This window comes from Sphingomonas arvum (assembly GCF_026013565.1).
Classification (GTDB): Bacteria; Pseudomonadota; Alphaproteobacteria; order Sphingomonadales; family Sphingomonadaceae; genus Sphingomicrobium; species Sphingomicrobium arvum.
Map to the genome: position 1 here is coordinate 721730 of NZ_JAPDOB010000001.1, position 25739 is coordinate 747468.

A 25739-nucleotide genomic window follows, 5' to 3' on the forward strand; every position below is an offset into this window, starting at 1 on the left:
CTCGGAGCTGTGTCGCAAGGCCGCTGAGGTGGCGCGGTATCGCGAGCGCATGGCTTCGGCCGGATCAGCAGGCAGGCAGTCACCCTCCTTCGACAAGGATGGGAGGGGGTGAGCCAATCTCTTCGATCGGCAAAGCGGACAGCGCCGCTGAACCGTGACGATATCGCTAATACAGTTTTTCGCCCGCGTGGGCACGCGCACGCGCACGCGCACGAGGGCCGCAATGCCCTGCTGCCCTCAACCCAAGTGCAGAGCGTCAGCAGGGGGTCAAACATTATAAGATCACCAACCTGAAAATCTCACGTCTGATAAGCGCGGTTGAGTACGGTGCTGATCGCGGCCGCTAAGCGCCCACTTCGGTCGTCACGGTGCGTCTCGCCGGCACCCGTAAGCGGACTTTCGTTCAGCTAGACCAATCCGCTATCAACGAGTTCGGGAATCAACTCGGCAACACCGCGCTGCACGACAACTGGCCGTTGACGTTGAGGCCCGAAGCTGGCCCGCACCGCCGGCACCGTTGCCCGCACGTACGTTCCCGCCGATGTTTATGAAGGCCCAATTGCCGACCATTGGACCGGTCGTATTTAAGTCGGAGGTTGAAGGCGCCCCTATCAGCAGATCACAAGGCTGCATCGATCACATCCCCTACAATGCCGCTCGCTTCGTACGGCCGAGAGTCTTCCGGCTCAACTTAGCTCTTATCCGCCTCACGTAAGTCGAGGATGTTCGTGACGGTTCGCCTTCCCTCCCGCCGGTCGAGCTGCACGACGACGTCGATCACCGATTTGGCGTAGGTCAGCGTGTCGGTGCGAGTGAGGCCGAGACCGGCCTGCATCACCATCAGGCCAAGCTGCTCAAGCGCGCCCGATGGGGTGTTCGCGTGGATCGTGCTGAACGAACCTGGGTGGCCGGTGTTGATCGCGCGCAAGAAGCTGACCGCTTCGGGGCCCCTCAGTTCGCCGACGACCAGCCGGTCGGGCCGCAGGCGTAGCGATGCCTGGAGCAGGTCGTCGACGCTGACACGAGCTTCACCCAATTCGCCCTTCACTGCGACGAGGCCGAGGCTGGCTGCGCTTTGCAGGCGGATTTCGGGCGTGTCCTCGATCAGGATCACGCGCTCGGCCGCGGGCACTTCGCGCAGCAGGGCATTGAGGAAGGTGGTCTTGCCCGACGACGTTCCGCCGCTGACGAGAATAGTCCGGCGATCCGCGACCGCCTGCCGCAAATAGCCGAGGGGGTCGACGTCCGGATCAATCGGCGCTGACTGGGTGGGCGGGTTCAGGGGGCCGGACGCATAGGCGGACAGCGGGAGGTCGACCAGCCGGTGCCGGCGGATGGCCATGGCCCAACCCTGCCTGGTGGCCGGCGGCGACACGAATTGGACCCGCGCGCCGTCGGGAAGGGTGGCCGAAAGCAGTGGGCGTTCCCGGCTGACCCCCTGATGGGTCGTGCGCGCCACCTGCTCCGCGAGGCGCCTGACCAGGAGATCGTCGACCTCCGGCGCATCCACTCGAGTCAGGCGCATCTCGCCAGCGGCCTCGATCCACACCTCGCCGCAGCCGTTGACGATGATTTCGGAAATGTCGTCGCGCTCGAGCCAGCGCCGGAACGGGCGCAGGTAGGCGGCAAGGTAGACCCCGCCGGTGCCACCAAGCGCGACGAGCTCAGGAGCCGGTGCATCCGCTGGAGCTGCGATCACGGCTGCCCTGCTGAGCCGACTCTGGAGAAGTCGAGGTCACGGGCCGTGAAGACCCGGATCGGCTGGCCCTGCCGGACCCGCACGGTGGGCGGAATGGAGCCGTTCTGCTGGGCCGCGACGCCGGCCGCGCTGGCACCGCCGCCCGACCCGAGCATGGACCCGCCGCCGGTCCCGATTGCGCTGGCGGCGCCGACCACGGACAGCAGCAGGGCCGACCCAAAGCGCTTGAAAAAATGCGAATCAACTTCACCGGCCAGCCCGCTCTGCCCGGCCTCGTCGGTGCCCGGCGAGGCAATGGCGACGGACACGCCATCCGGGCGGATGAGGCGCGACCACAGGACGTAGGCGCGGCTTTGACCAGCAGCGAGGCCGCTCTTGTACTGGCCAACCAGCCGCGACGAGCGCGGGATCAGGACCCGGCTGCCATCGAAGCTGCGCACGTCCTGGCTGACGACCGCGCGGACGTAGCCGGGCAGGTCGCTGTTGATCGCCGTTTCCAGCACCGCCGGGATGAGCGTGCCTTGGCTGACGGTGCTCGCCGGATCCACCATTGGCCGGGCGGTTGCAGTGTCGGAGGCCGATGCATCGGCCCGCGCCGCGAAGTCGTCGCCCACCGGACCTGGGCGGGTGCGCGCTTGCGTGGTCGGCGAAGACGCGGCGGGCGCGTCGGTGGCGGCCGGGAGCACCGGACCGGATTCGTCGAACACCAGGGCAGGCGAGCGCAGGCGTTCGGCGATGCCGTTCGACGCCGCGCCCGGCGGGGTGACGGCGCTGATCTGCGGGTACGAAGTCGGCGGCGATGAGAACACCAAGGATCCGGTGGGATGGGTGGCGCCGTTCATCGCGGCAAGCTGCTCGGGCGAAGGTGGCGGAACCGCGACGGGCGTGGCCGGGGCGGCGGCGGGAGCCTGCGGCGGAGCGGCCGTCGCCGGTCGCGTGTCGCGCCCGCTGCTCAGCCCAAGGAAGGTCGCCACGCCGAGGAGCACGGCGGCCGCCCCGCCGGCGGCCAGGCCAAAGCCTTCCTTGCGGGATGGCTTGGCCGCCACCGCCGGGTAGGCGACGCGACTGGCCTCGACCAGCGCGCCTTCGTCCATGTCGCGGCGCGGGTCGAACGGCACCAGCTGACCGCTGAGCCCGATCGGCGCGTCGGTCACGTTCCGCCGCAGGGTTGATCCATTGTCAGCGGCGTTCACGACGATCCTCCGATCTTGCGGTCTGCACCGCGATGGTGCGGCGGCGATCGGCGGTGACGATCGCCTGTTCCCGTCCCTTGCGGACGATGATCTGCTGGGGAAGGCCGTCGAGCACGATATAGCCGCCCTCCAGCTTGTAGTTAACCGGGCTTTCCGTCCCGTCAGGCGCCGGCACCAGGACCGCGGGCAGGGCGACGTTTTCCGGCCAGCGCAGGTAGACCGCGCTCGCATCGTCGAACACGCGCAACGGCCGCAGCGACTTGGCACCCCGGGTCTGCCAGCCGAAGTTGAGGTTAAGCGGCTTGGGGGGAGTGGCGGCCGCGACGGCGACCGGGACCGAGGACGGCGGCGGGGCCGGCGGCGGCGGTACCGAGCCAGGCGCCGGGTAGTCGGGGTAGCGGAAGCTCAGGGCATAGACGGGCTGGGCCGTACGCGATGCTTCGAGATCGAACAGATAGGTCCGCCGGTCCGTCACCACCATCAGGTTGCTACGCGCATTGGCGATCATTGGTTTGATGAACAGGTGGTCGCCGCGCTTGTTGGGCGTGACCTGCCAGGCGGCGCTGTCACCCACCGCGATATTCTCGATCCGCTCATCGGGGGCGAAGCGGACGGAACTCTGGTAGCCGGGCTTGCCGACCAGCCGGATCACCTTGTCGGGAGTGAACAGGATCGAGCGCACCCGGGTGTCGGGCGGCGCGGCGAACAGCGGACTGGCGAGCAGGAGCAGCGCGAAGGCTAGGGGGATAGATCTCATGGTTTCGGGCGTCCCGGAACAGGCGCGGATGAGGGCCGGAAGCGGGCGCCCACCCCGCGCAGCCGCTGGTCGCGCGGGGGGCTGGGAGCCGCCGTGTAGCCGTCGTCGGACGAACTTCGGCCCGCCGCAGTGACGATCGCGGTCCGGCGGTCGGCCGCAGCCGGGCCGCCGCGATCGTTCGCGGGCCCGCGAGTAGCGTCCACGATCGCCCGCACCCGGTCTGAAGTATTGGTCGACGCCGCAGCGCCGTTACCGCCGGCCACCGTGCCCACCTCGCCAAGCGATGCACCGCTGGCGGCCAGCGTCACGACCTGCGCGGTGCGGGTGCCCCCGGTCTCCACCGGATCGCGCCCGCCGATGCGCCAGCCGGACACGATGGTCCCGCTGACCCGGAGCACCAGCACCATCAGCGCGACATAGACCGCCGCGCCCAGGAACATGGTCACTGCCGCGCGCATGGTGATCGCGCCGCCCTTCAGTTCGGCGACCACGGGTGCCAGCAGGACCAGTGCCGCCCCACCGATCAGGACGGTGAACAGCGGCACCACGGCGAACATGACCGCGCCTTTCAGCCAGCCGACGAATAGCCCATGGGTGCCGCGAAACAGGGCCAGCACAATGAACACCGGCCCGACCGCAAGCAGTGCGGCCAGTGCGATCCGGGCGACCAGCAGCACGCCCACCGTTCCGAGCAGCAGCAGCATCGCCGCCAGCCACAGCACGTCGCCGGCCGTCCAGCCCGCCGCCTGCGCGGGTGCGGGCGTGACTCCGGTGGCCGTCATCGGGGCCGGCGTGCTTGCCGCTTCGGCGGCACTGGCAACGGCGGTGAACAGGTCGTCGAGGCGGCTGGCGAAGGCGGCGGTTGCCGAGCCCCCCTGACCGGTGATGACGGAGGCGATCTGGTCGGGAGCGCCGGTCAGCAGGTTCCAGACGACGCTCTGATACGCCATCCAGCTGGTCGCGAAGGTCAGCACCAGGCCAAAGGCCAGCATGCGTGGCGTCAGCATGTTGAGGCCGAGGCGTGAGCGGCCGCTCAGGAGGTTGACCGCAAGCAGCCCGACGTACAGCGTCAGCAGCAGGGTCAGCGCCGTGCCCAGTCCACCATCGGGGCCGAACAGCCGTCCGAAGGCGCTGGCGGTGGCGTTGGCGGAAGCGCAGTCGACCACCCGTAGCGCGTCGGCCACGCCCGCCGTGCCGTCGGGTGTGAGGGTCGGGCAATCGCTCATTCGGCGGCCTGGCGGTAGTGGGGATCGCCAAGGTGGCCGGGCCAGTCCTCCCCGGTCAGGTGCGGATACCAGCCAGCCGGATCGTCGCCATGAACGGCCCGCAGCGCGTCGAGACGGCGGACGCTGGTTTCGCGCCCGGACAGCACGGTCAGCACCTCAGGCAGGCCGGCCAGGTCGAGCCTGACTACCACCGAGTGGTTGGCATGTCTGACGAGGAAGCAGCGGCTGTGCGCCGGCAGCGCGCGAATGAGGTCGAGCTCATGTTCCGACAAGCCGAAGCCGGCGCAATAATCCTCCGAGCGGGCCTTGGCGTTGGGCATGAAGATGCCGGTCGCGGTCTGCTCGACGATGGCGCTGCTGATGCTGCTTTCAAGCGCGTCGCGGGCCGACTGGGTACCGAAACCGACCAGTGCATTGCGCTTGCGAAGGGTCTTGAGCCAATCGCGGATGCGGCCGGCGAACACCGGGTCGTCCAGCGCCTTCCAGCCTTCGTCGATCAGGATCAGCGCCGGTTCGCCGCTCAACCGTTCGTCGATCCGGTGGAACAGGTACAGCATGGTCGGCGTGCGCAGCCGCGGGTTGTCGAGCAGCGCCGTCATGTCGAAGCCGACGAGCTTGCGGCTGAGGTCGAGCTGGTCGTCTTGATGGTCGAACAGCCAAGCATGCTCGCCCGAACCGATCCACGGCCCCAGGCGCGACACGAGGTCGCCCTCCTGCGGACGGCGGCTCCCCGCCAAGAGCTCGCGAAAGTGGCGCAGTCGGCGGAAGGACGGATCGTGCTCGTAACAGGCCTCGACCGCTTCCGCGACGACCCGCAGTTCCTCGCCGGAGTCCGCTTGCAGCAGCGTCCCAACCCAGTCGCGCAGGAACGCGCGGTTAGCCGGCGAGTCCGGCAGCTGCAGCGGGTTGAAGCTGGTCGGCTGGCCGGCGGACAGGCGGGCATAATGCCCGTCCATCGCCCGCACGAAGATCTCGGCGCCACGGTCCTTGTCGAAGATCACCGTGCGCGGCGCGAAGCGTTGCGCCTGCGCCGCTAGGAAGTTCAGCACCACCGTCTTACCCGACCCCGACGGGCCGATCACGGTGAAGTTGCCCAGGTCGTTCTCGTGAAAGTTGAAGTAATAAGGCGTTGCGCTGGTGGTCTCGAACAAGGCCGCGGCATCGCCCCACTGATTGCCCTCGGCCCGGCCGAGCGGGAAACCGTGCAGCGACAGGAAGCCGGCCGCATTGGCGGTGGAGATCAGTGCCCGGCGCACGACGTAGGTCTCGTTGCCCGGGAACTGGCCCCAGAACGCCGGTTCCAGGTTGACGTCCTCGCGCACCGCCACGGCGCCGATGTCGGCCAGCGCTGCGCCGGCCTCGGCCAGGGCCTCGTCGAGCTGGGCAAGCTCCGACACCCGGACGGTGAGCGTCAGGTGGTGGTCGCCAAACGCCGACTGGCCGGCCGACAGCACGTCCTTGGCGCCCAGCATCTCGCGCCGCTCTGTGGTCGCTTCCTCGTCGGTAGCGCGCAGGCGACGGATGGCGAGGTCCATCCGTTCCTTGGCGATCTGGCGGTCGGCCGGAGCGAAGCTTTCGGTCAGCACCAGCGAGTGCGGCAGCCGCAGCAGATTGTCGACCAGTCCGGGCCGGGTCGCTGCGGGATATTCCTTGATCCCCAGCGTACCGCAGAAGCTGCGGCTGGTGGGTCCGCGGGTCTCGAACGCGTCGACGCCGAAACTCACGCGCGAGTAGGGCAGGTGGTGGCCAAGGTCGACGCCCGGACCCGGATCGAGCACCGGGCGGAGATCGCCGTTGAACAGCGCGGACAGGAGTTCCAGCGGCTCGGAGCATCGTCCGCCGGGGCCATCGTAGCCGCCAAGCACGCGGGCGCCATATTCCTGCAGGCCGGCGACCAGCGCGGTCACCGCGGCGTCGAGGTCACGCGACACCTTGGGGTCGTGCTCGGCCGTCTTGCTTCGTGCCAGCTTGCGCACCAGCCGCTCGGGCCAGCCGGTCTTGCCGCGCGCGGGCCGGCGCACGAGGGTAAGGAACTGGTCGTTGACGAACAGCCGCCGGCTGCCGAGGCGCTCGCGCCACAACGCGTCGAGGTGGGCGGCGAACGCCGGCTGCTCAACACCCGGCAGGCTGGCGGAGACCGGACGGCGCACGATATGGCGGTAGAGGACGAAGCGCGCATCGAGCGTGCTCCGCAACAGCATTTCGCGTACGCCATGGGCGTGGTTCAGCTCGTCAGCGTCCGCGGTCTCGAACGCCATTCCGGGCACGTGGATGGAGCGCATCAGCGACCCGTCGCGAAGCTCGATCGTGCGCTCGTCCAGCAGGCGTCGGTACGGCAGCCGGTCACCGGCGCGCTGCTCTTTGCGGGCCCAGCGGGCCATCGAGGCCGATCCGGACGAATGGGCGGTCATGGCGCGTAGCTGTTGCAACCCCACTGCTTCCAGTTGCGGACGCGGGGACAGCGGCTGACCTTGGTCAGCCACAGGTCGAACACGCGCGGTTCGCGCAGGCACGCGACATAGCCCGCACCGTGCACCAGCAGCGCCACCGGCAGGGCCAGGAAGGAACCGGTAATGAGAAACGCCTCGGTGGTGATGGCGGCGTTGAGCACGAAGAAGCTATAGGTGACGCCCGCGAACATCTGCGGGCGGGTCAGGGCGCGAAACACCGGATGGCTGTTGAGCGGCGCCACGACCCTACCCCGAAATCGCTGCCGTGGACCGGATGCCCGACACGATCGCCGCCGACCCGAACAAAACGAAGCAGCCGACGATCACGGTTGCGCCGAACCGCCAGTTCAACCGACCGGTCAGCATCATGAAGCCGACCATCGCCACGGCGATCACGGCGACGGCGGTTGCGACATTGCCGAGCAGGGTGCCCTGCAGCCAGCTGAGCGCCGCCACGATCGGTCCGGAGCCCTGCGGATCGGTCCCCTGCGCCGCCGCCGGCGAGGCGCCAGCGGCAGCGATGATGGCGAGCGGCGAGTACTTCATGGTCGCTTTCCTTGATTAACTGTGGAGCCGGAAAGGCGATCGACGACGGTCCGGACATAGTTGCGGGTCTCGGCGATCATCGGAATGCCGCCGGCGCGCTGCACTCGGCCGGGCCCGGCGTTGTAGGCGGCCAGCGCACGTTCGATGTCGCCATCGAACCGGTCGAGCTGCTGGCGAAGGTAACGTGCGCCGCCGGCGAGGTTGGAGCCGGGATCCTGCGGGTCGACGCCCAGTTCGCGCGCGGTGGCGGGCATCAGCTGCGCCAGGCCGATCGCGCCGGCGGTGGAACGCGCACCGGGACGCCAGCGGCTTTCCTGCCAGACCAGCGCTTCAAGCAGGGCGGGGCTGATTTGGTGCGCGTCCGCCACCTGTTCGACCACTTGCGCAAAGGCGGTGGGCACGAGCGACGCCGTTAGCGGCGTGATCGCCTCGGGTGGCAATTGCACGGCATCGATCAGTTCCGGGCCAGCGGCCGACACGGCGTCGAGCGGTCGATCGCTGGCGCGGATGACGATTGTTCCTTTTGCCGTCAGTTCCAGTACGTCGGCCGACGCCCGTGACGGGCAGGCAAACGCCGCCACGGCGAGCCAGGCGGCCGCGCTGAACTCGACCGACCACGCGCCGGATCGTTCCTGCTGCCTGCCTGCCTTGCTCATGGCAGTGTCCGTTCGGGATGCACCATCTGCCTGCGCCCGGTCAGCCTGCCGTGCTCTGGTTCACCGATCCGTTTACGCCGTTCGGGAAGAAGCCACCTTTCGCGACGGCGCCGGGGTTGAGATAGACGATGTTGAGGACGTCGCCCGGCGTCCGGCTGAACGCGATCCCATTGGCATCGGCCGGAACGATGTTGGATGCGCCGCCCGAACCCCGGACGCCCTGGTCGTCGTCGATCGGGTTGTCTAGGCTGTCGCGGGCGTTGGAGATTGCCTCCGTGGCATCGACCAGCGCCGGCGTGGCGATGCCTTTCGCGTAGAGCACGGTTCGGATCAGGCCGGCGTGATAGGCCTCGGCACCGAGGATGCCGGCGGCCGCCGACAGGAAGGTCGCGCTCTGCAACAGCGGCGATGCGCCCTTGTAGGCGGTCACTCCGACGTCTTCGAAGATGTACGCGCCAAGGAGGAAGTTCTCGTCGCTGGCGTAGGGATCGAACGACTGACCCTGCGCGATCAGTCCAGCCGCGACCGCCGCCTGGGAGAACGGACCGGTCGGCGTCGCGCTGATGTCGATGGCCGGCTGCGCCACCGCGGCCGAACCGAGGGCGGTGCGCAGGAAGGCGACGTGAGCCCGCTCGTCCGCGGCGATCTCGTTGGCATATTGCCGCACCACGACATCGGTGAAGTTCACGGCTCGCCCGCCCGTCACGGCGCCCTGCGTGCCGGTGCCCGTCAGGAGCGTGGACGCCAGTCCGGCGCCGGTCGCGGCGAAGCTGTAGAATTGCGCTTCGAGATATTCGAGGTTGAGCGCGAAGTTCAGGATGTCGCCATCCGACAGACCGGTCTGCGGGGGCGGGGTGTTGACGTTGTCTCCAACGCCCAGGCCGTCGCCGCTTCCGCCGCCGCCGCACGCGCTGACGGCCACGGCGCCGGCCGCCGCCGCAGACATGCCGGCAAACTTGAGAAAGGCCCTGCGGTCCGAGCGGCGCTGGGCCTGGCGCTCGAACACTTCGGTGATGAGTTCATGCTGGTTCATGGCGACCGCTTTCTTCTCTGGAGCCTAGCCGGCAGTGCTGACGGTGATGTTGCCGTTCACCCCGTTGGGGAAGAAGCCGCCCTTCGGCACCGCGCCACCGTTGAGGTAGACGATGTTGAGGACGTCACCCGTGGTTCGGCCGAAGACGAGGCCGTTGGCATCGACCGGGACGATGTTGCTGGAGTCGCCGATTGGCGCGATGCCCTGATCGTCGTCGACCGGGTTGTCGAGCGTGTCGCGGGCAGTCGAGATCTTCTCGGTCGCGTCGATCAGCGCGGGCGTTTGAAGACCCTTGCGATACAGCGTCGTGCGGACGATCGCCGCATGGTAGGCCTCGACCGCCAGGATGCCTGCAGCCGCTTCCGTGAACGTCTTGTTCGCGAGCAGCGGCGCGGCGCCCTTGTAGGCGGTCACACCGACGTCTTCGAAGATAAAGGCGCCGAGCAGGAAGTTCTCGTCGGTGGCATAGGGATCAAACGACTGTCCGGCGCTGACCAGTCCCGCCGCTCGCGCCGCGGTGGAGAAGGCGCCCGCGGGATCGGTGCCGATGTCGATGGCCGGCTGCGACACCGCCGCCGTGCCAAGTGCAGTACGCAGGAAGTTGACGTGGGCGATCTCGTCCTGGGCGATCTCCCGCGCATATTGCGCAACCACCGGATCGGTAAAGTTGACTTGCCGGCCGCCGGTAACGGCGCCCTGAGTCCCCGTTCCTGTCAGGCTTCCGTTCGGCAGGCCGACGCCGTTGACGGCGAAGCTGTAGAATTGCGCTTCGAGATATTCGAGGTTGAGCGCAAAGTTGAGGATGTCGGCATCTGACACCGTCTGGGCTGCGGCGCGCGACGCGAACGTCGAGGCGGCAAGACCGACACCGGCCACCGCGTAGGCGCCGAGGGATTGCATCATAGCGCGCCGTTCCTCCCGGCGCTTCGCTCCGGTCTCAAGTACGTCGAGCATCAACTCCTGGTCGGTCATCGCTGTCTCCGCATTTGAGGTGCCGGGTGGGTCGTCATCCGGAAAGAAGCGGACGATGCCAAGGGCCGCACCGCTCCCGGTACGGCGGCGTACGCACGGGTAAGCTGCGTGAAGTTAAGCGGAATTTTGTTCCCAACTCATAGAAATATAGCTTAAGAAGCCGCCACGAGGTGACTCACCGATGGCCTGCAGAGTGGGAGTTCGCTGTTGCTGACGCATGCCCATGCGGCGTGGCCTCGGCCGTGCTTCACCAGCGCAACGACGAATCTCCTTTATCTTGTTGCACCCGGGGTTCGGGCCGAGATCGAGACCTCGCTAGAAACCCAGACCGTCACCCGCGATACCATCCTGTTCGAGGCGTCGGATGCCGGCGAGTACATCTACTTCCCGCAAGGTCCGCTGATCTCGATCGAGCAGAACCGGGTCGAAGTGGCGCTGGTCGGAAGCGAGGGCATGGTCGGCTGGCCGGCCCTGGCGGGGTGCAGGAGTTCGCCCTATCGCGCGATCGTCCGTGGTCGGGACGGGACCGTTCTACGGATCCGAACGGAAGCATTGCTGGCGATCGCCGGCGTCGTTCCGGCGCTTGGCACTTGCCTCAACCGGTTCGTCAACGTCATCGGCGTGCAGATGGCGGAGACAATCTGCGCCTACGCCTCGCACCGGGTCGACGTCCGGCTGGTCCGGTGGCTGCTGTTGCGGCATGATCGGGTGGGCGGGGACGAGCTGCTGGTGCACCATGAGGAAATTGCCGCCAACCTCGGCACCCGCCGCGCGAGCATTACCGATTGCCTGCACATCATCGAAGGCGCCGGCCTGGTGCGCTGCCGCCGCGGGAAGATCGTCGTTCGCGATCGTGCGGGGATGCAGGCGCTGGTGGTCGATTGCTATGGCGCAGCCGAAGCCCTCTACCGCGACGAGATCGGGTCTTTCGGGAAAGGGGCCGGCACCATCGCAGGGGCCGCGGCACCGTCAGGTGACAAGAGGCAAGACGAACAAAGAGAGAGGGCCGCTCCCACTGAGCGGCCCTCTTTCTTGTTGCGGACCGAGCCGCCCGCCTAGCCTTACCCTCGCTCTGGCGCCGGAGCCGGCGGCGGCGGCGGCGGCGGCGGCGGCGGCGGGCAGGTGTCGGTCGCCAGCACCACCGAACCGTCGGGGCAGGTCTGAGTCGCGGGCGGCGCCGCTGAAACCGGCGCGGGCGGCGGCGGAGGCGGCGGAGGCAGGGGCGCGGGCGGGGCGCCGAAGTTGAAGATCACGCTGGCCAGCACAGAGTGGCTGCGGAACTTCTGCTCGTAATTGGCGAACAGGTTGGCGTTGGTGGTCTGATCCACGATCACCGGTGCGGACGGGCCGATCACCGAGCGGTTCGGATTGCCCAACAGTGCAATGCCGCTGTCGCTCGCCAGGTCGAGGTTGCCGGTCCGGAAGTAGCGATACTTGAGCCCGAAATCGATGTTGCTGCTTAGCGCGTAGCGTGCACCGGCGATCAGCTGGTAGGCCCAAGCATTGTCCTTGGTTCCGGCGAACTTGACACGTGCCCGGCCAACACCGCCGCCAGCGTAGAACGACAGGCCGTCGTCATTGCCGAAGTCGACCATGCCGTTGACCATGCCTGTAAGAATGCGTGCGCGACCATCGAGCGTGAAATCGCTTGCAACCAGCGGGGCGATTCCCGGTGCTCCGGGGTCGGGCGCGGCGGATGGACGGTTGAGCGCAAGGTTCAAGGCGCTCACAAACGCGGCGTCGATTCCAAAGTCGTCGAGCTTCGCGCGCTTCTGGCCAATCTCACCTTCCAGCCGGAAAAGGCCAAAGTCGTAGCCGACCACCGCATCCAGATCGATGCCACGGCGGTAGTCGAGCTCCAGCGCATTGCCGAAGCTCGCGTCCGCGGGGCCAGCAGCCGCCAATGGTGCGGCGGGCGTCTGCGTGGTCGTATAGTCCACCAAAATGTCCGCGTTCTGGTCCTTGGCGAAGAGCAGGCCGCCTTCAATGCCGAGATAGGGCTGTCCGTCCCGAGCGAGTGCCGGAGAAGCAACCGCTATTGCCGCGGTAGTCGCAGCGGTAAGGTAGAGCTTGCGCATGAAGTCTCCTGTTGAGATGCAACGCCCCCGCCGCCGCCATACCGCACTCCAATCAGCAGGGATATGCGAGAAAAAATAAACTGTTTCGCGGCGTTCGGCGGTTTGAAGCATATGCTTGCCGGAGCAATGTTTTAATCAGGCTTGGTACGCACGCTGAACACTTCGGGCCAGCAAAGCCTTGTCGCTTGTAGTCGACATCCCGGTTGCGGCCATTTGCGGCATACTTAAGCAGAGGGCGAGAGCGCGGCCAATAAATCTGAAGCTTCTGTTGCGTCCGCAACTGGTTCAAAGCTGCCGTAAGCGGACCGTCCGCTCACGGCCAAGTCCAGCCATTCAGTAGCAGCAGGCGCAGGTCGTTCGATGCAATCAGCTGATTACATGCAACATCCAGACGACTGCCGGGCTGATCCTTCTTTCAGCTGATGGATCGCGGCGGCGAGCGTCTCCAGCTTGTACGGCTTACGCAGGATTGGGAACTGCCGCTGATCGAGCGGGATGAACTGTTTGCTGCTGTATCCGCTGGCGAGCAGCACAGGCAGGTCGGGGTGCTGGGCACGAACCCGCTCGGCCAATTCGAGGCCGCTGATACCCGGCATGACGATATCCGAGAAGACAAGATCGAATGTCTTAGCTTCGGAGTGCGCGAGTCCATCCTCACCATTTGCAGCCTCGGTGACCTCGCATCCAAGATCCGTAAGTAGCTGGCGCGCGAAGTACCTGACGTGGTCGCTGTCCTCGACAAGGAGCACCTTCAAGCCGGAGGGTACATAGGTGTCGGTTCCGTCGGCCGTCTTCCTTTCGGGCTGCTTGTCCGTCCGGGGCAGCCAGATTTCCAAGGTGGTGCCGCGCGCGACCTCGGATCGGATTTCGGCCTCGCCGCCTGACTGAAGCGCGAAGCCGTGAATCTGCGGCAGACCGAGGCCCGTGCCTTTGCCTGTGGGCTTGGTAGTGAAGAAAGGCTCGAACACCCTCTGGAGCTTCTCGGGCGGAATGCCCTCACCGGCATCGCTCACCGTCAGGCCGACGCCTTCCTTGCCGGCTCGCTCGGCGTTCCTGGTGGAGATGCTGATCCGGCCGCCGTCCGGCATGGCGTCACGGGCATTAAGGACGGCGTTCAACAGGGCCGCTTCAAGGCCGGTCGGATCGATTTCGACCAGCCACAAGGCGGGGGCGAGGTCCAGGTGGAGTTCGTACCGGCTGCCGAGCGTCCGCTGCAGCATTTCGCTAATCGCATCCAACCGGACGCTCAGATCGAAAATCTCCGGCTCAAGCGGTTGCCTCCGCGCAAAAGCGAGGAGCTGTGACGTCAGGCTCGTTGCCCGATCGGCAGTCTCCAGCATCACGTGCAGGTACCGCTTCTGCTTTTCCGCCGGCAGATCAGGCTGGCGGAGCAGGAAGTCGGCCGAGCCCCGCATCACCGTTAGCAAGTTGTTAAAGTCGTGCGCGATGCCCCCGGCGAGCTCTCCGAGGGCCTGCAGCTTCTGCGATTGCAGCAGTTCCTCCTGGGTTTGGCGAAGTTGCTGCTCCGTCTGCTTTCTCTCGCTGATGTCGCGCGTGATCTTCGCGAAGCCGACGTGCTCGCCCGTCTCGTTGTAGATGGGGTCGATCAGGACATGGGCCCAGAAGAGAGACCCATCCTTGCGTACGCGCTGCGCCTCCGCCTCAAACTTGCCCTCCTCAAGGGCTGTCTTCAGCGCGGCCTCCGCGCGGCCACTCGCACGGTCCTCGGCAGTATAGAATAGGGAGAAGTGCTGCCCCAGCACCTCTTCCTCAGCATATCCCTTGATTGCCTCTGCCCCGGAGTTCCAGCTCGTGATCATGCCCCGCTGGTCGAGCATGTAGATGGCATAGTCGCGCACGCCCTGGACCAGGAGCTTGAGTTGCAGTGCGCTTTCGTGAGTTTCCCGCTCGAGGCGACGCCTCTCGGTGATGTCCCGGGTGATTTTGGCGAAGCCGATCAGGCTGCCGTCGTCATCGTGCACAGCGTCGACAATGACATGCGCGAGGAATTTGGCTCCGTCCTTACGCAGTCGCCATCCTTCCATCTCAAACCGCCTCTGCTCGGCGGCGGTCTTCAGGATGTGGGCGGGGAGACCAGCCCGCTGGTCCTCGGGTAGGAAGAACTTCGAGAAGTGCTGACCGATGATCTCGTCAGCCTCATAGCCCTTAAAGCGACGAGCGCCCGCATTCCAGGTGGTGATGCGCCCCTGAAGGTCGAGCATGTAGATGGCGTAGTCCTCGACCGAGTTGACGAGCAGCTGGAAGCGTCGCTCGCTTTCTCGCAATGCACGCTCGCGTTCCTTCTTGTCCGTGATGTCGCGCGTGATTTTCGCGAAACCGAGGAGCGACCCGTCGTCAGCTCTAATGGCATCGAGGATTGCGTGCGCCCAAAAGCGGCTGCCGTCCTTCCTGAGGCGCCAGCCCTCGGCTTCGAAGCGGCCTTCCCGCGCCGCCGTTGCGAGAGCGAGAGTCGGGAGGTCCGCCTTGCGATCCTCTTGCGTGAAGAAGCGGGAGAAATGCTCGCCTACGATCTCTCGCGACGAATAGCCTTTGAAGCGCTCTGCGCCGGTGTTCCACGTGACGATCCGGCCGTTCGGATCGAGCATGTAGAGCGCGTAATCCGTAACTGAGTCCACCAGCAGCTGGAACACCTCTGCAGGAGGCTGCGTCCTGACGTCGGATACTTGCAAAAGCCTGGTCCTGTGCTGAGCCCCCCGGCTCGCTACCATGGACCAAAGTCCATACTCGACAGGAACAGATCCGCAATCGGAAACCGACTCCCGAAGCGGGACGCCAAGTTCGGGTGTTAGAAGCCGGCCTCGATGGCGAGCCGCATGGCTTCGACGGCGGTGGAAACGCCCAAGCGCCTGACCAAGGCGCTGCGGTGCATCTTGATCGTTTTCTCCGTCAGGCCGAGTTCCTCTCCAATCTGCCGATTTCGAAGACCCCGGGCCATCAGGCGAAGCACCGCCTGCTGCTGTGCCGTGAGGCTCATGACCCGCTCGACCGCGTTTGTGCGAAGGCCATCAGCAGTCTGGGCTTGCACCTCCATCTGACTACCCAAGAAATAGGCAAGCTCTCCGGCATCATCGAAGACCGGCGCGATCATGACTGCGTTTAGAAACTTGCTTCCGTCCTTTCGATAGTTGGTCAGTTGCAACGCCTGCGGCGTGGCCGACGCTACGGCGCGGCCCAGGCTGGCCGACAGCGCCTGTTCCGTTTCAGGGCCAGCAAGGACGCGGCAGTTGCGACCGACAAGTTCCTCTTCTGCATAGCCGGTGAGTTGCTCGAAGGGGTCGTTGACCGCGATGATCGGATTATCGTCAAGCCTCGCATCAGTGACGATCGACGCGATCGGCGACAGGCGGACCGACCGAATGAGTTCCTCTCGTCCGTTGTCCCGCTTACTCAAGGCCGCCCTCGAAGATCACACCTGCATCCATCATAGGAACGCAAGCAACATCAGAAAACATCTATGCTGGCGGTGCAATCGTTTCCGGTGAATAGGACCGGCCGCAGCGGGCGCGAACGGTGATCCGTGTTCGTTTGGCGGGAACGGCAGCTATTCGGGCGCTTATCTGAAAAGCGGACTGGCCGCTCACGGCCAACTTGAGACGCTCAGGCCAGCTCTCCGCTCAACGCCTGTTCCTGGTGGAAAGCGGAACGGCCGCTTTGGGTTCGCAGTCGCGGATAGCAGACGTCTGCGTTTGCAGAATGAAAGCTGCTAGCGATCAGGACGGACGTGGTGGCATCTCGAGCGACCTTGCGAGCGCTAATGAGCTAAGTGGCTGCTGCCGGTCTCGACCGCCGGGAACAGGAGCAGACGGGCATGTTAATTGCGCTCAAGTCGCATGACTGGCGCTTTGCGAGAGATTGCGGGGCGCTGGCGCAACAACTGCGGCTCAGAGCGCTCAAGGCGGATTATCTGTGCCCGCCAAGGAATCGCCGTCTCAGGTTCCCAGCTGCACTGATAGGTGCCTGTGATCTCCCACCAGTCTCCGCTGATCTTCCCTATGTAGCGGCAGGAATAACCATTTGTATGGGTCCGCAGAACCGACACGTCATGACCTTTGGCCTCAATCCTCAACGTTGCGCGTACTCGTTCACCGCGCGGGTGGATCCAGTAGCCATCCCAGACATCGCTCCGACCGCGTCGGGTCCAAATGCCTCGCCAGCAAGCGGCTTCCTCCATCTCCCAAGCGTCGCCTAGCTGATCACCGTATGGGACCGCAGGACCGAACGTGCGAGTGGGCGGCGGGACCGGCGGTTCGGCGGACAGCGCGGGTGCACAGCCGGCCAAGATTGGTGCTGGGAACAGGTCTGCGACGAGAGGCGGTGTAAGCAGCACAACAGCAAGGATCATGCGATCATGCCCTTTCAGTATACAGGAATTGCCTTCTACCTGCTTCGGCTTACCGCGGGTTTATGACGCAAGCTAATGCGGGTTGCGGAACTTCAACCCCTGCTACTGGCGGGAAGCGGAACAGCGGCTTTCAGGTCCGCACCAGCAGTAAGCAGACGTTCGCCCGTGCGAAGCCGTGACAAGGGCTTAGTGCCCTCCAGGGCCACAGAGGCACAACCGGCGCTTACCCGTTAGCGAACCTCCGTTTGCACCGTCTTAGTTAGCCATTTTTTGGGGAGAGGGGAGCCGGAGCGATTAGGGGAGAGATCAATCGACTTGGCGCTTCACCTTTATTGGACTAACCGTCAGGAAGGCCTTTGAAACGGAACAGGCACCATGTCCGGAAAGATTGATGCTCGCTTCGGTGAACTCTTCTTGCGCTCTGCCGAGGACTTCTACGCATACGGGGTGCACCTGTTGTTCAACGACTGGTGGGAAGCCGCGCCATGCGACGCAATCCAAGTGTATGTCGATGCGATCGAGCAGCACCCGGAGCAGGGGCCGCTTGCTGCCGCGGGCTGGTTCGCTCCGGAGATCGGCGTTGCCGATTTGGCCCGCTATCCCGAAGGCAGTCTTGGTGCGGCCTACCGTCGGTTTATGACTGAGAACGATCTCATGGAGCACCTCGCCGAAGGTTACAGAGAGCTGCATGAAGCCTTCGAAAAGGATGGCAAACTCAACCGTCTGCCTGCCGTTTTGCGCTACAAAGTGCTGCGGGGGTATCAGACACACGATCTGCACCATGTTCTGACCGGCTATCCCGCGACGCCTTACGGGGAGCTTGCCATCCAGGCATTTGGGCTCGCCCAGACCAACTTTCCCTACGCAGCAATGTGGATTGCTGTGGTGACGGCGCACATGACCTTAGTGGATCCGGCTCTGACGGTTCCTGCCATGGATGCGATTACCAGCGGCTGGGCTCTCGGCCGCCGCGCTCGCAGCATTCAGTTCGTCAAATTCGAGCAGATGCTCGACCGACCGCTCCGCGAGCTTCGCCATGACTATGGTTTCATGGCTGATCCCTGCGCGCTCTTCCCCGCCGAGCTTGCTTAGACGGCCAGCAACAGCTCAGGCCGCAGTCGCCGTCCCAAGCTCAGTCGTCAGCACGGCCGTCCGACGACGATCAAGGTAGGCGCGGATGGCGTCGTGACGGCGCGCATTGAGCGGATACCGCAGGCACAGCAGAATGCAGCCGACGAGCAGGATACCAGGCATGAGCGCATAGAAGGCGCGCAGCCACAGCAGCTCCGTTGTGCCTGTCTCGCCCGCGGCATTGTAGCCGACTAGCGAAAGCATGTTGAGGGACAGGAACTGGCCCGCAGCCTGACCGATATTCACCGCGATGCCCATGGCGGCGAAGAACATGCCCTGCCGTTCTTCCTTGCTGATGACAGTATCCACGTCGGCCGTGTCGGCCACCATGGCGGCAGGCAGCAGCTCTAACGCGCCGAAACTAAGGCCCTTTATAATGAAGATGGCGGTGAACAGCATGGTTTGGCCATGCGACAGGAAGAACAGCGCGGCGTTGGTGAGCAGCACGATGGTGAAGGCAATGGCGAGCGCTCGGTGCTTGCCGACCCGGCGCCCGAACCAGCGCCAGAAGGGCACGGCGATCAATCCGGCGATAAAGTAGATGACGTACACCGAACCGATATTAGGTACGCCAATTACGTCACGCGCGAAGAACACGGTGATCGTCTGGCGAAAGGTTTCCGCAATGTAGCCCAGTAGCAAGATTAGGAGGATGCGTTTGAACGGGCCGTTGCGCCACATTGCCTTGATCCCGGCTCGCAACGCTACCCTGCGCTCGTCGGGCATGGGCGCGGGCTCTGGTACCAGGAAGAAGAGCAGTCCGGCCGCCAGTGGCAGGAGGATCAGCAGCGTCCAGCTGAGTGCGCTCAACACATCGCCGCCTTTCGCTCCGGGGCGTGAAAGGATCACGGCCGGGACCAGCGTCGAGACTACCAGGCCTGCAATCGAGAAGGTCTGGCGAGTGGCCGCGATGCGGGTTCGCTGGTGATACTCGCTGCTGAGTTCGCCGCCCCAGGCGAAATAGGGCAGACGAGTCATGGTGAAGCCCACGTACATGACCGCGAGCCACAGCAGGAAGAAGCCGAGTCCCACCCCCTTGGGCGGGTTGAACAATTGCATCATGCCCATCAGCAGGACCGGAACGCCGATCAGCAGCCATACTCGGCGGCGTCCCATCCGTGGCCGCCAACGATCCGACAGCGTGCCGATGATCGGGTCGGTGATGATATCGGCGAGCCGCGCCAGCAGCATGGCGGTCCCGAGCGCTGCAAGGGGCAGGCCGATCTCCCCGGCATAGAAAGGCGCCAAATAGATTGTGAGCGGAAGTCCGATGGTGGCGAGCGGAAGGGCCAGCCCACCGTAGGCCAAGACGCTGAGGCGGCTGGTGGCAGTGTTATGCGGCACGGACGGCATCCGCTTCGGCAAGGATGGTGGGGTAAGGCAGACTCGACACTCGGTGGTGATCGCCGTGCAGCTGTAGAAGCTGGATGCGATTCCCGTCAGGATCACGCGCCCACGCAGCTGATCCGTCCTTTCCCTGCATGATCCCACCCTCCTGACATCCGCCAAGTTCCCGGATAATAGTGATGGCCGCAGCGATCTCCGCCACCTCCAGCCCGAGGTGCGCGTAGCTCGCATTGCCGAGGCCGCGATCGCCTGAAGCGGGCGCATGGTAGCGAAAGAATTCGAGACCGATCGGCGCGGATTTGACCCACCAAATTTCTACATCGATGCCCTCCAGCCCTGCCATCCTATCCATATTGGCATTCTGGCTGAAGCGGCCGCCGCTGATCAGCTTGACGCCGAGTAGGCTGGCATAGAACGCTGCAAGTTCGTCCGCTCGCTGGGACACGTAGGCGAGATGTGCGACCCAGGCGGGCGGTCGCGGCGGCATGCCCGGCGCCGACTCAAGCTCGAGCAACCGTCCGTCGGCTGCCCGCGCATAGGCATATTCGTAACCAGTTCCGAGCCGGATGGGCGGCGAGAAGAAGTTGGTTCCTGCTTGCTCCATTGTCCTGCGAAGCAAGGCTCCATCTCGTCCCTGGAGGCACAAGTGAGCAAGACCGGGCGCGTTGATGTCGCGGCGGCGGCGCCCTGCAAATGATACGCGGTCCTCCGCAGGTTCCCAAGCGACATAGAGGTTGGGCATGCGCAAAACCTCGATGACGTGGTCGCCGACGTCCCACTTGTCGCCGATCCGGGTCGCGCCAGTGGCCGCTAGGTCGGACAGCAGGTCGTAGGCGGCGGGAGGGGCGCTGACGCCGACGTGATGGATCCGAGGGTACATGACCCGAAGATGCACTTATTGACGAACCTTGCAATAGCCCTTGACGCGCGTGCTTTTTGGTCCTCACTTGTTGACGCTTCGCCTAGTAGGCTCTTGCGGGGAGGAATCGATGGCAGGTTTTGGTCGCTACGGGATGCTTGCAGCGCTGATGGCGACTGCGGCCACAGGTGCTTACGCGCAAACGGCAGCGCCGATGCCGCCGGAAGGAAGCGCGGACACGGCAGATGCCGACCGCGCAGAAGCGACCGTGCCATCCGCCGCCGGCTCGGAGCAGGAGATCGTCGTTACTGCGCAGAAGCGCAGCGAGCGAATCCAGGACGTGCCAATCGCAGTTAGCGCCTTCACCTCCGAAACGCTGGAGCGGCGCAATCTCGATAGTGCCCTCGACCTGCAGCTGCAGGTGCCCAACCTGCTGGTGGTTGGCAATGATCGCCCGACCATCCGCGGCGTCGGCAACAATGCGATCTCGCCCACGGCCGACAATGGTACGGGTGTGTTATATAACTTCGCCCCTATTGGTGTCCGCCCGCAGGATGAATTCTACGACGTTGAGCGGATCGAAGTGCTCCGGGGACCGCAGGGAACGCTGTACGGCCGCAACACCACGGGCGGCACAATCAACCTCATCACCCGCAAGGCCGGGAACAAGTTCGAAGGCTATGGTACGGCCGAAGCGGGCAATTATGGCACCGTCAGGCTCCAGGGTGCAGTCAACGTGCCGTTCGGTAACCTCGGCGGACTTCGCCTTGCAGGGTTCGCACTCAAGCGCGATGGCTACACCAAGAACATCGGACTTGGCGGTGACGTCGACGGCCGAGATCAATACTCGCTGCGAGGCTCGCTGCGGGTGAACGTCGGGCCGGACACGCGCGCCGACGTGGTGTTCCAGCACAGCAAGGAAGACAGCACCCGCTCGCGCGAGAACAAGCGCTTGTGCAAGGCGACGCCCGTACTCGGCTGCTCGCCTGTCGAGCTCGGCTTCGATTCGCCGGATGTTAGCGGCGTGCTGTTCCAGACTCTGCTTCGGGTCGGTGCTGGCCCTGCCTTCCCGACCGGCGGCAACATCTACGCTGGGGCGCTCAACCCCACCGACCTCCGCACCGTTGCCAACGATATCAGTCCGTCGTTCAAGGGCTATCAAGACACGCTCAGCGTCGAGCTGTCGCACAGCGTAGGGCCGGTCAGCCTGATTGCGCTGTCGGGGTATACCAAGGGCAAGTCGACAGCGAACACAGACTACGACAACGCGGTTCTTGCGTTCCGTTTCAGCCAGCCGGTCACCTACAATTATGCGGCCGGCAAGACGATTACTACCACCGAGCTGATCACCAGCGACAGCTTCATTGCGACGGGCCGGACATATTATCAGGAGTTCCGCGCGGTCTCCGACTTCAAGGGCAATCTCGATTTCACGGTAGGTGCCAACTACTTCGATACCAAGGGCAGCGCCAATTTCATCATCTACCATCCGGGCATCGAGCTGTTCGCTCGCAACGTCCTTGGACTGCCCGCCGAAGCTCGAATATTCAACAGCGACACGCCCGAAGCGCGGACCAAGTCCGTTGCGGCGTTCGGTGAGCTTTATTACCGCTTCGCAGACACGACGAAGCTGACAGTGGGCCTGCGTTACACCAAGGACAAAAAATCGATCCGCACGCGCACGATCTTCCTTTCTGCGCCGCCGCCGTACACGACGGCGGACGGCAGTTACGACGCCGTGACTGGCCGGGTCGTGCTCGACCATAAGCTGACTCCGCGCAACCTCGTCTACGCATCCTACGCGCGTGGCTTCAAAGGCGGCGGCTTGAACGTCGGGAACACCGGTACGCCGACGTTCGATCCCGAGTTCATCAACGCTTATGAGCTGGGCTCGAAGAACAGCGTTGCAGGGCTCAACCTACAAGCCAACTTCTCGGCCTTCTACTATGACTATAAGGGGCTGCAGTTGGGGCAGCGGCTCGGCACGTCGGTGCTGACCGTGAACTCCGACGCCAAGGTCTACGGCCTGGAAAGCGAGTTCGTGTGGGAGCCGGTCAAGGCGCTGATCTTCAACGCCAATGCCTCTTACCTCCACACCAAGATCGGCGACTTGTCGACGATCGATCCGGCCAACCCGGCGCAATATCAGGGCACCGGAACGCCGACCAGGACGCCTGCCGTTCCGGTCAGCCTCCGCGGCAACCGGCTGCCTTACTCGCCCAAGTACAAGCTTACTTTTGGTGGTGAATATTCGCTTCCGCTCGGCAGCAGCGGCTGGAAGACAACCCTCCGCGGCGACTACAGCTGGCAGAGCACGTACTTCGCCCGTGAGTTCAACACGTCCAATGACCGGATTAAAGCGTGGGGCGTTGCGAACGCGCTGCTGCGACTGACGGACTCAACAGACCGCTTGAGCTTCGAAGCCTATGTCAAAAACATCGGCAACAAGGACAATATCAGCAACTCGATCATCGAGAGTGATCTCGTCGGCAGCTACCGCAATGCGCGCATCCTCGATCCGCGTACCTACGGCATCGTCGGCACCGTCCGTTTCTAGGCGCAGGAGCATGTCGATGAACTCGCTTCGCCTCTCGCTGGTGTTGCTCCTGTCCGCGTCGCCACAGCTCGCTGCTGCCAAGGCGCCGGTCTGCGAGACGGCAGCGTCGCGCCCGATCAGTTCGCAGCGAATTGCCAAGGCGGAAGCAATGCTGGCTGATGCGATCAGGCGGGGGTTCGCGCCTGGTGCCATCCTTGTGGTCAATCAGCGCGGCCGCCCTCTTATCGACCAGGTCATCGGCCTAGCGGATCGGGAACGAAATGTCGCGATGCGGCGCGATGCCCTGTTCCGGCTCTACTCGATGACCAAGCCGGTCACGTCTGTCGCGGCGATGCAGCTTGTGGAGCAGGGCAAGGTTGGCCTCGACGATCCGGTGTCGAAGTTCATTCCCGCCTTCGCCGCCACCCAAGTCTATCAGAGCGGCGCCAGTGTGACGGACATAAAGACCGAGAAACCGGTTCGACCGCTCACGGTCCGCGACCTGCTGCGCCACACGGCTGGCATGCCGTACAAGGCCGACGGTCCGACCTCCGTCGAGCGCCTTTATGCCTTGCGCGGCATCGACATGGGTAGCGGCGCCGACATTCCGCCGATGGACGGCAGCCCGCGGGTAGGATCGACGGCAGAACTGGCGGAGCGCATCGCGGGCATCCCGCTGCGCGACCAGCCGGGTGCCCGCTTCCGCTACGGCAACGCGGTCGACGTGCTGGGCCGCGTGGTCGAGGTCGCCTCCGGCGAGCGGCTGCGGGACTATGTCGCGAAGCACGTGGCAGGACCGCTGGGGATGACGGACTCGTCCTTCCTGATCCCGGTTGAGGCTCGCCCGCGTCTGACCGCCGCGTACACCGCCAAGTCTAAGGTGCCGGCCGAGACGTCGGTGCTGGCGCGCATCGATCCGGCCACAACCACGCCGGAGCCGCTCGCGCTGATCGATGATCCGACGAAGAGCCCCTATCTGCTGGACCGGCCGATCGACTACGGTGGCGCGGGGATGGTCGGCACGGCTGGCGACTATTTGCGCTTGGCGGAGGCACTCCGGCAGGGCGGCCGGCTTGGGCAGTCCCGCATCCTCAACAAAGCGACGGTTGACCAGATGCGCGTCAACCAGCTTCCAAAAGGTGCACGCTCGCCGGAGCTTGCGAAGGTGGGGCTGGGTTTTGGCTACGGTTTTGCGGTGCACGATGCTGCGCCGACGAAGGATCTGTCCTTCCCTCGATGTGGCTTCTTCTGGTCGGGTGCGGCCTCTACCTATTTTTGGATTGATCCGGCCAACCAGGTCTCAGGCGTGCTGATGACGCAGGTCTTCGGCGGCGATGTGCGATCCGTGTGGCTGTCTGTCCTTGACGCGCTCTATAAGGAAGAGCCGGCCAAGCCGCGTCGCGGAGCTCAGGCGGTCAGGCCGCCGTCGATTGGAATGGCGGTGCCGGTCACGAACTCAGCCGCGTCTGAGGCGAGATAAGCCACGAGTCCGGCGACCTCTTCCGGCCGCGCATAGCGGCCCAGCGGAATGCTGCTGGCGAAAGCGCGCTTGCCTGCTGCAGGGTCGCCCGGCGCGACATGCTCCTCGGCCAGCCGCATCATCTCGGTCTCGGTTGGGCAAGGGCAGACGGCGTTGACGCGGATCTTGTCAGGAGCGAGCTCATGCGCCGCGACGCGAGTCAGGCCGACGACTCCATGCTTGCTGGCGCTGTAGGCAATGAGATTGCGCCCGCCACCAAGTCCCGACACCGACGAGGTGTTGACGATCGATCCGCCGCGCCCAGCAGCACGCATGGCGCGGCCAGCATATTTGATGCCAAGGAACACACCGCGAAGATTAACGGCGATCACCTGATCAAACGCGTCCTCGTCATATTCGAGTAGCGGCGCGATGGGGCCCGAGACTCCCGCATTGTTGAACAACAGGTCCAGTCCGCCGAACTCTTGAACCGCCATTTCGACTGCACGCTGCCAGTCGTGGGCTGACGTGGCATCGCCTCGACTGGCGCGAACCCTTTTACCGATCGAGAGCACCTCCTCGAAAGGTGCGTCAGGCAGATCGAAGGCGATGATGGACATGCCGCGATCGGCAAGCAGCCGAGCAGCCGCCAAGCCTATTCCGCGCGCCGCGCCCGAAATCAGGCCTACCTTGCCGCGCAATGATGCCGGATCGCTCAAGACCTTCACCTCCCACCCGCTCGCTCGAGCAGAGTCGGACTTCAGGGCTTATTCAACCATGTGTCAATAGCGACTAGACTTCGGCGAGCGTGCCTGCCTTCTCGGCATTGAGCTCCTTCATTCCGCCCATGATCAAGGTGACGACTAGATTCTCCATGAACGCCGGGTTCCGAACGCCTCGTGTCAGCATCTCGCCCGCCGCGCCGGTCAGGCCCATCATCACCTCCGTCACTGTCGCGGCGAGCTCCGGCGCGAGGCCGAACTCGTTGACCATGGCGCCGATGAAAATGTGCACCGTGCGCTGCCGTCCCTCTGCGTCGGCCGAGCGCATGACATGAGCAAGCTCCGGCTCGCTCATCAGCCGCTGGATGAGCACCCCGCACTCGTCGACATATTCGAAGTAAGCGCGGGTGGTAGCGCGGACGAGCTCCTCAAAATCAGTGGCTTGCTGTGCCGCCTCTCGTCCGTGCGCTGCGAAGCGGTTGTATTCGCGCAAGAGTAGCTCAGTCAGAAGAGACTGCTTGCTGGGGAAATAGTTGTAAACGAGCGCCTTGGAGATGCCAGCCTGGCGGCCGATCCGCTCCATGTTAACAGCCGAAATGCCTTCCTCCGCGACCAGTCGTGCCGCCTCGTCGAGTATCAGCTCGCGCCGCACTGCTGGGTCAAGGCGCCGGCGCACGGGCTTGTCGGTCATCTCAGCTCCGTTCCGCTGGGC

General features: G+C 64.8%; 21 protein-coding genes. 4 read left to right on the plus strand and 17 right to left on the minus strand.

All coding sequences use genetic code 11. From position 1 onward, the window contains the following. Positions 1–691: 691 nt before the first annotated feature. The 10 genes from virB11 to OMW55_RS03610 are packed head-to-tail and all read right to left on the minus strand — an operon-like array spanning position 692 to position 10532. Positions 692–1696: a P-type DNA transfer ATPase VirB11 gene (gene virB11 / locus OMW55_RS03565; RefSeq protein ID WP_264881991.1), complete on the minus strand. Its 1005-nt coding sequence runs from the start codon at positions 1694–1696 to the stop codon at positions 692–694. Then, on the minus strand, positions 1696–2892 hold the full coding sequence (locus OMW55_RS03570; protein WP_264880874.1) for a TrbI/VirB10 family protein: 1197 nt from the start codon (positions 2890–2892) through the stop codon (positions 1696–1698). The genes virB11 and OMW55_RS03570 overlap by 1 nt, the downstream gene beginning before the upstream one ends. Continuing rightward, positions 2879–3649, minus strand: a complete 771-nt coding sequence (locus OMW55_RS03575; protein WP_264880875.1) for a TrbG/VirB9 family P-type conjugative transfer protein — start codon at positions 3647–3649, stop codon at positions 2879–2881. Before OMW55_RS03575 ends, OMW55_RS03570 begins: the two co-directional genes overlap by 14 nt. Then, a complete protein-coding gene (locus OMW55_RS03580) occupies positions 3646–4875 on the minus strand; it encodes a type IV secretion system protein (RefSeq protein ID WP_264880877.1) in 1230 nt (409 codons plus the stop codon). The genes OMW55_RS03575 and OMW55_RS03580 overlap by 4 nt, the downstream gene beginning before the upstream one ends. Beyond that, positions 4872–7286: a VirB4 family type IV secretion/conjugal transfer ATPase gene (locus OMW55_RS03585; protein WP_407822094.1), complete on the minus strand. Its 2415-nt coding sequence runs from the start codon at positions 7284–7286 to the stop codon at positions 4872–4874. The genes OMW55_RS03580 and OMW55_RS03585 overlap by 4 nt, the downstream gene beginning before the upstream one ends. After that, on the minus strand, positions 7283–7567 hold the full coding sequence (locus tag OMW55_RS03590; protein ID WP_264880878.1) for a type IV secretion system protein VirB3: 285 nt from the start codon (positions 7565–7567) through the stop codon (positions 7283–7285). Before OMW55_RS03590 ends, OMW55_RS03585 begins: the two co-directional genes overlap by 4 nt. Before the next feature lie 4 nt (positions 7568–7571). Then, entirely contained in the window at positions 7572–7871 is a 300-nt protein-coding gene (locus OMW55_RS03595) for a TrbC/VirB2 family protein (protein ID WP_264880881.1), read from the minus strand. Then, on the minus strand, positions 7868–8527 hold the full coding sequence (locus OMW55_RS03600; RefSeq protein WP_264880882.1) for a lytic transglycosylase domain-containing protein: 660 nt from the start codon (positions 8525–8527) through the stop codon (positions 7868–7870). The genes OMW55_RS03595 and OMW55_RS03600 overlap by 4 nt, the downstream gene beginning before the upstream one ends. 40 nt (positions 8528–8567) lie before the next feature. Further along, positions 8568–9560 carry a ferritin-like domain-containing protein gene (locus OMW55_RS03605; protein ID WP_264880884.1) on the minus strand — a complete coding sequence of 331 codons (993 nt, stop codon included), beginning with the start codon at positions 9558–9560 and terminating at the stop codon, positions 8568–8570. Between the two features lie 24 nt (positions 9561–9584). Next, positions 9585–10532, minus strand: coding sequence for a ferritin-like domain-containing protein (locus OMW55_RS03610; protein WP_264880885.1), 948 nt, complete (start codon positions 10530–10532; stop codon positions 9585–9587). Positions 10533–10739: 207 nt separating this feature from the next. Between OMW55_RS03610 and OMW55_RS03615 the strand changes: the two genes are divergently transcribed. Beyond that, on the plus strand, positions 10740–11591 hold the full coding sequence (locus tag OMW55_RS03615; protein ID WP_264880887.1) for a Crp/Fnr family transcriptional regulator: 852 nt from the start codon (positions 10740–10742) through the stop codon (positions 11589–11591). A gap of 2 nt (positions 11592–11593) precedes the next feature. Here OMW55_RS03615 and OMW55_RS13835 read toward each other — a convergent pair whose 3' ends face one another. The 3 genes from OMW55_RS13835 to OMW55_RS03630 form a co-directional block, all read right to left on the minus strand. Continuing rightward, on the minus strand, positions 11594–12610 hold the full coding sequence (locus tag OMW55_RS13835) for an outer membrane protein (protein WP_319950650.1): 1017 nt from the start codon (positions 12608–12610) through the stop codon (positions 11594–11596). A 374-nt stretch (positions 12611–12984) separates the two neighbouring features. After that, positions 12985–15339 (minus strand): PAS domain S-box protein, encoded by a 2355-nt coding sequence (locus OMW55_RS03625; protein WP_407822095.1) that lies wholly within the window; start codon positions 15337–15339, stop codon positions 12985–12987. A 77-nt stretch (positions 15340–15416) separates the two neighbouring features. Beyond that, positions 15417–16022 (minus strand): response regulator transcription factor, encoded by a 606-nt coding sequence (locus tag OMW55_RS03630; protein WP_264880890.1) that lies wholly within the window; start codon positions 16020–16022, stop codon positions 15417–15419. A 1326-nt stretch (positions 16023–17348) separates the two neighbouring features. On the opposite strand from OMW55_RS03630, the gene OMW55_RS03635 reads away from it, so the two are divergent. Further along, entirely contained in the window at positions 17349–18065 is a 717-nt protein-coding gene (locus OMW55_RS03635) for a Coq4 family protein (protein ID WP_264880892.1), read from the plus strand. A 15-nt stretch (positions 18066–18080) separates the two neighbouring features. Here the strand turns inward: OMW55_RS03635 and OMW55_RS03640 are convergent, their stop codons facing one another. Beyond that, positions 18081–19448, minus strand: coding sequence for an MFS transporter (locus tag OMW55_RS03640; protein ID WP_264880894.1), 1368 nt, complete (start codon positions 19446–19448; stop codon positions 18081–18083). Continuing rightward, a complete protein-coding gene (locus OMW55_RS03645; protein WP_264880896.1) occupies positions 19438–20331 on the minus strand; it encodes a VOC family protein in 894 nt (297 codons plus the stop codon). The genes OMW55_RS03640 and OMW55_RS03645 overlap by 11 nt, the downstream gene beginning before the upstream one ends. Before the next feature lie 109 nt (positions 20332–20440). Here OMW55_RS03645 and OMW55_RS03650 point away from each other — a divergent pair, with 109 nt between their 5' ends. Continuing rightward, positions 20441–22867 carry a TonB-dependent receptor gene (locus tag OMW55_RS03650; RefSeq protein WP_264880897.1) on the plus strand — a complete coding sequence of 809 codons (2427 nt, stop codon included), beginning with the start codon at positions 20441–20443 and terminating at the stop codon, positions 22865–22867. 16 nt (positions 22868–22883) lie between these two features. Then, a complete protein-coding gene (locus OMW55_RS03655; RefSeq protein ID WP_264880898.1) occupies positions 22884–24326 on the plus strand; it encodes a serine hydrolase domain-containing protein in 1443 nt (480 codons plus the stop codon). On the opposite strand, the gene OMW55_RS03660 is transcribed toward OMW55_RS03655, so the two are convergent. Both OMW55_RS03660 and OMW55_RS03665 read right to left on the minus strand, forming a co-directional pair. Further along, positions 24254–25024 (minus strand): SDR family NAD(P)-dependent oxidoreductase, encoded by a 771-nt coding sequence (locus OMW55_RS03660; protein ID WP_264880900.1) that lies wholly within the window; start codon positions 25022–25024, stop codon positions 24254–24256. The two genes, OMW55_RS03655 and OMW55_RS03660, sit on opposite strands and share 73 nt — an antisense overlap. 73 nt (positions 25025–25097) lie before the next feature. Then, positions 25098–25718: a TetR/AcrR family transcriptional regulator gene (locus OMW55_RS03665; RefSeq protein ID WP_264880902.1), complete on the minus strand. Its 621-nt coding sequence runs from the start codon at positions 25716–25718 to the stop codon at positions 25098–25100. Positions 25719–25739 lie beyond the last annotated feature (21 nt).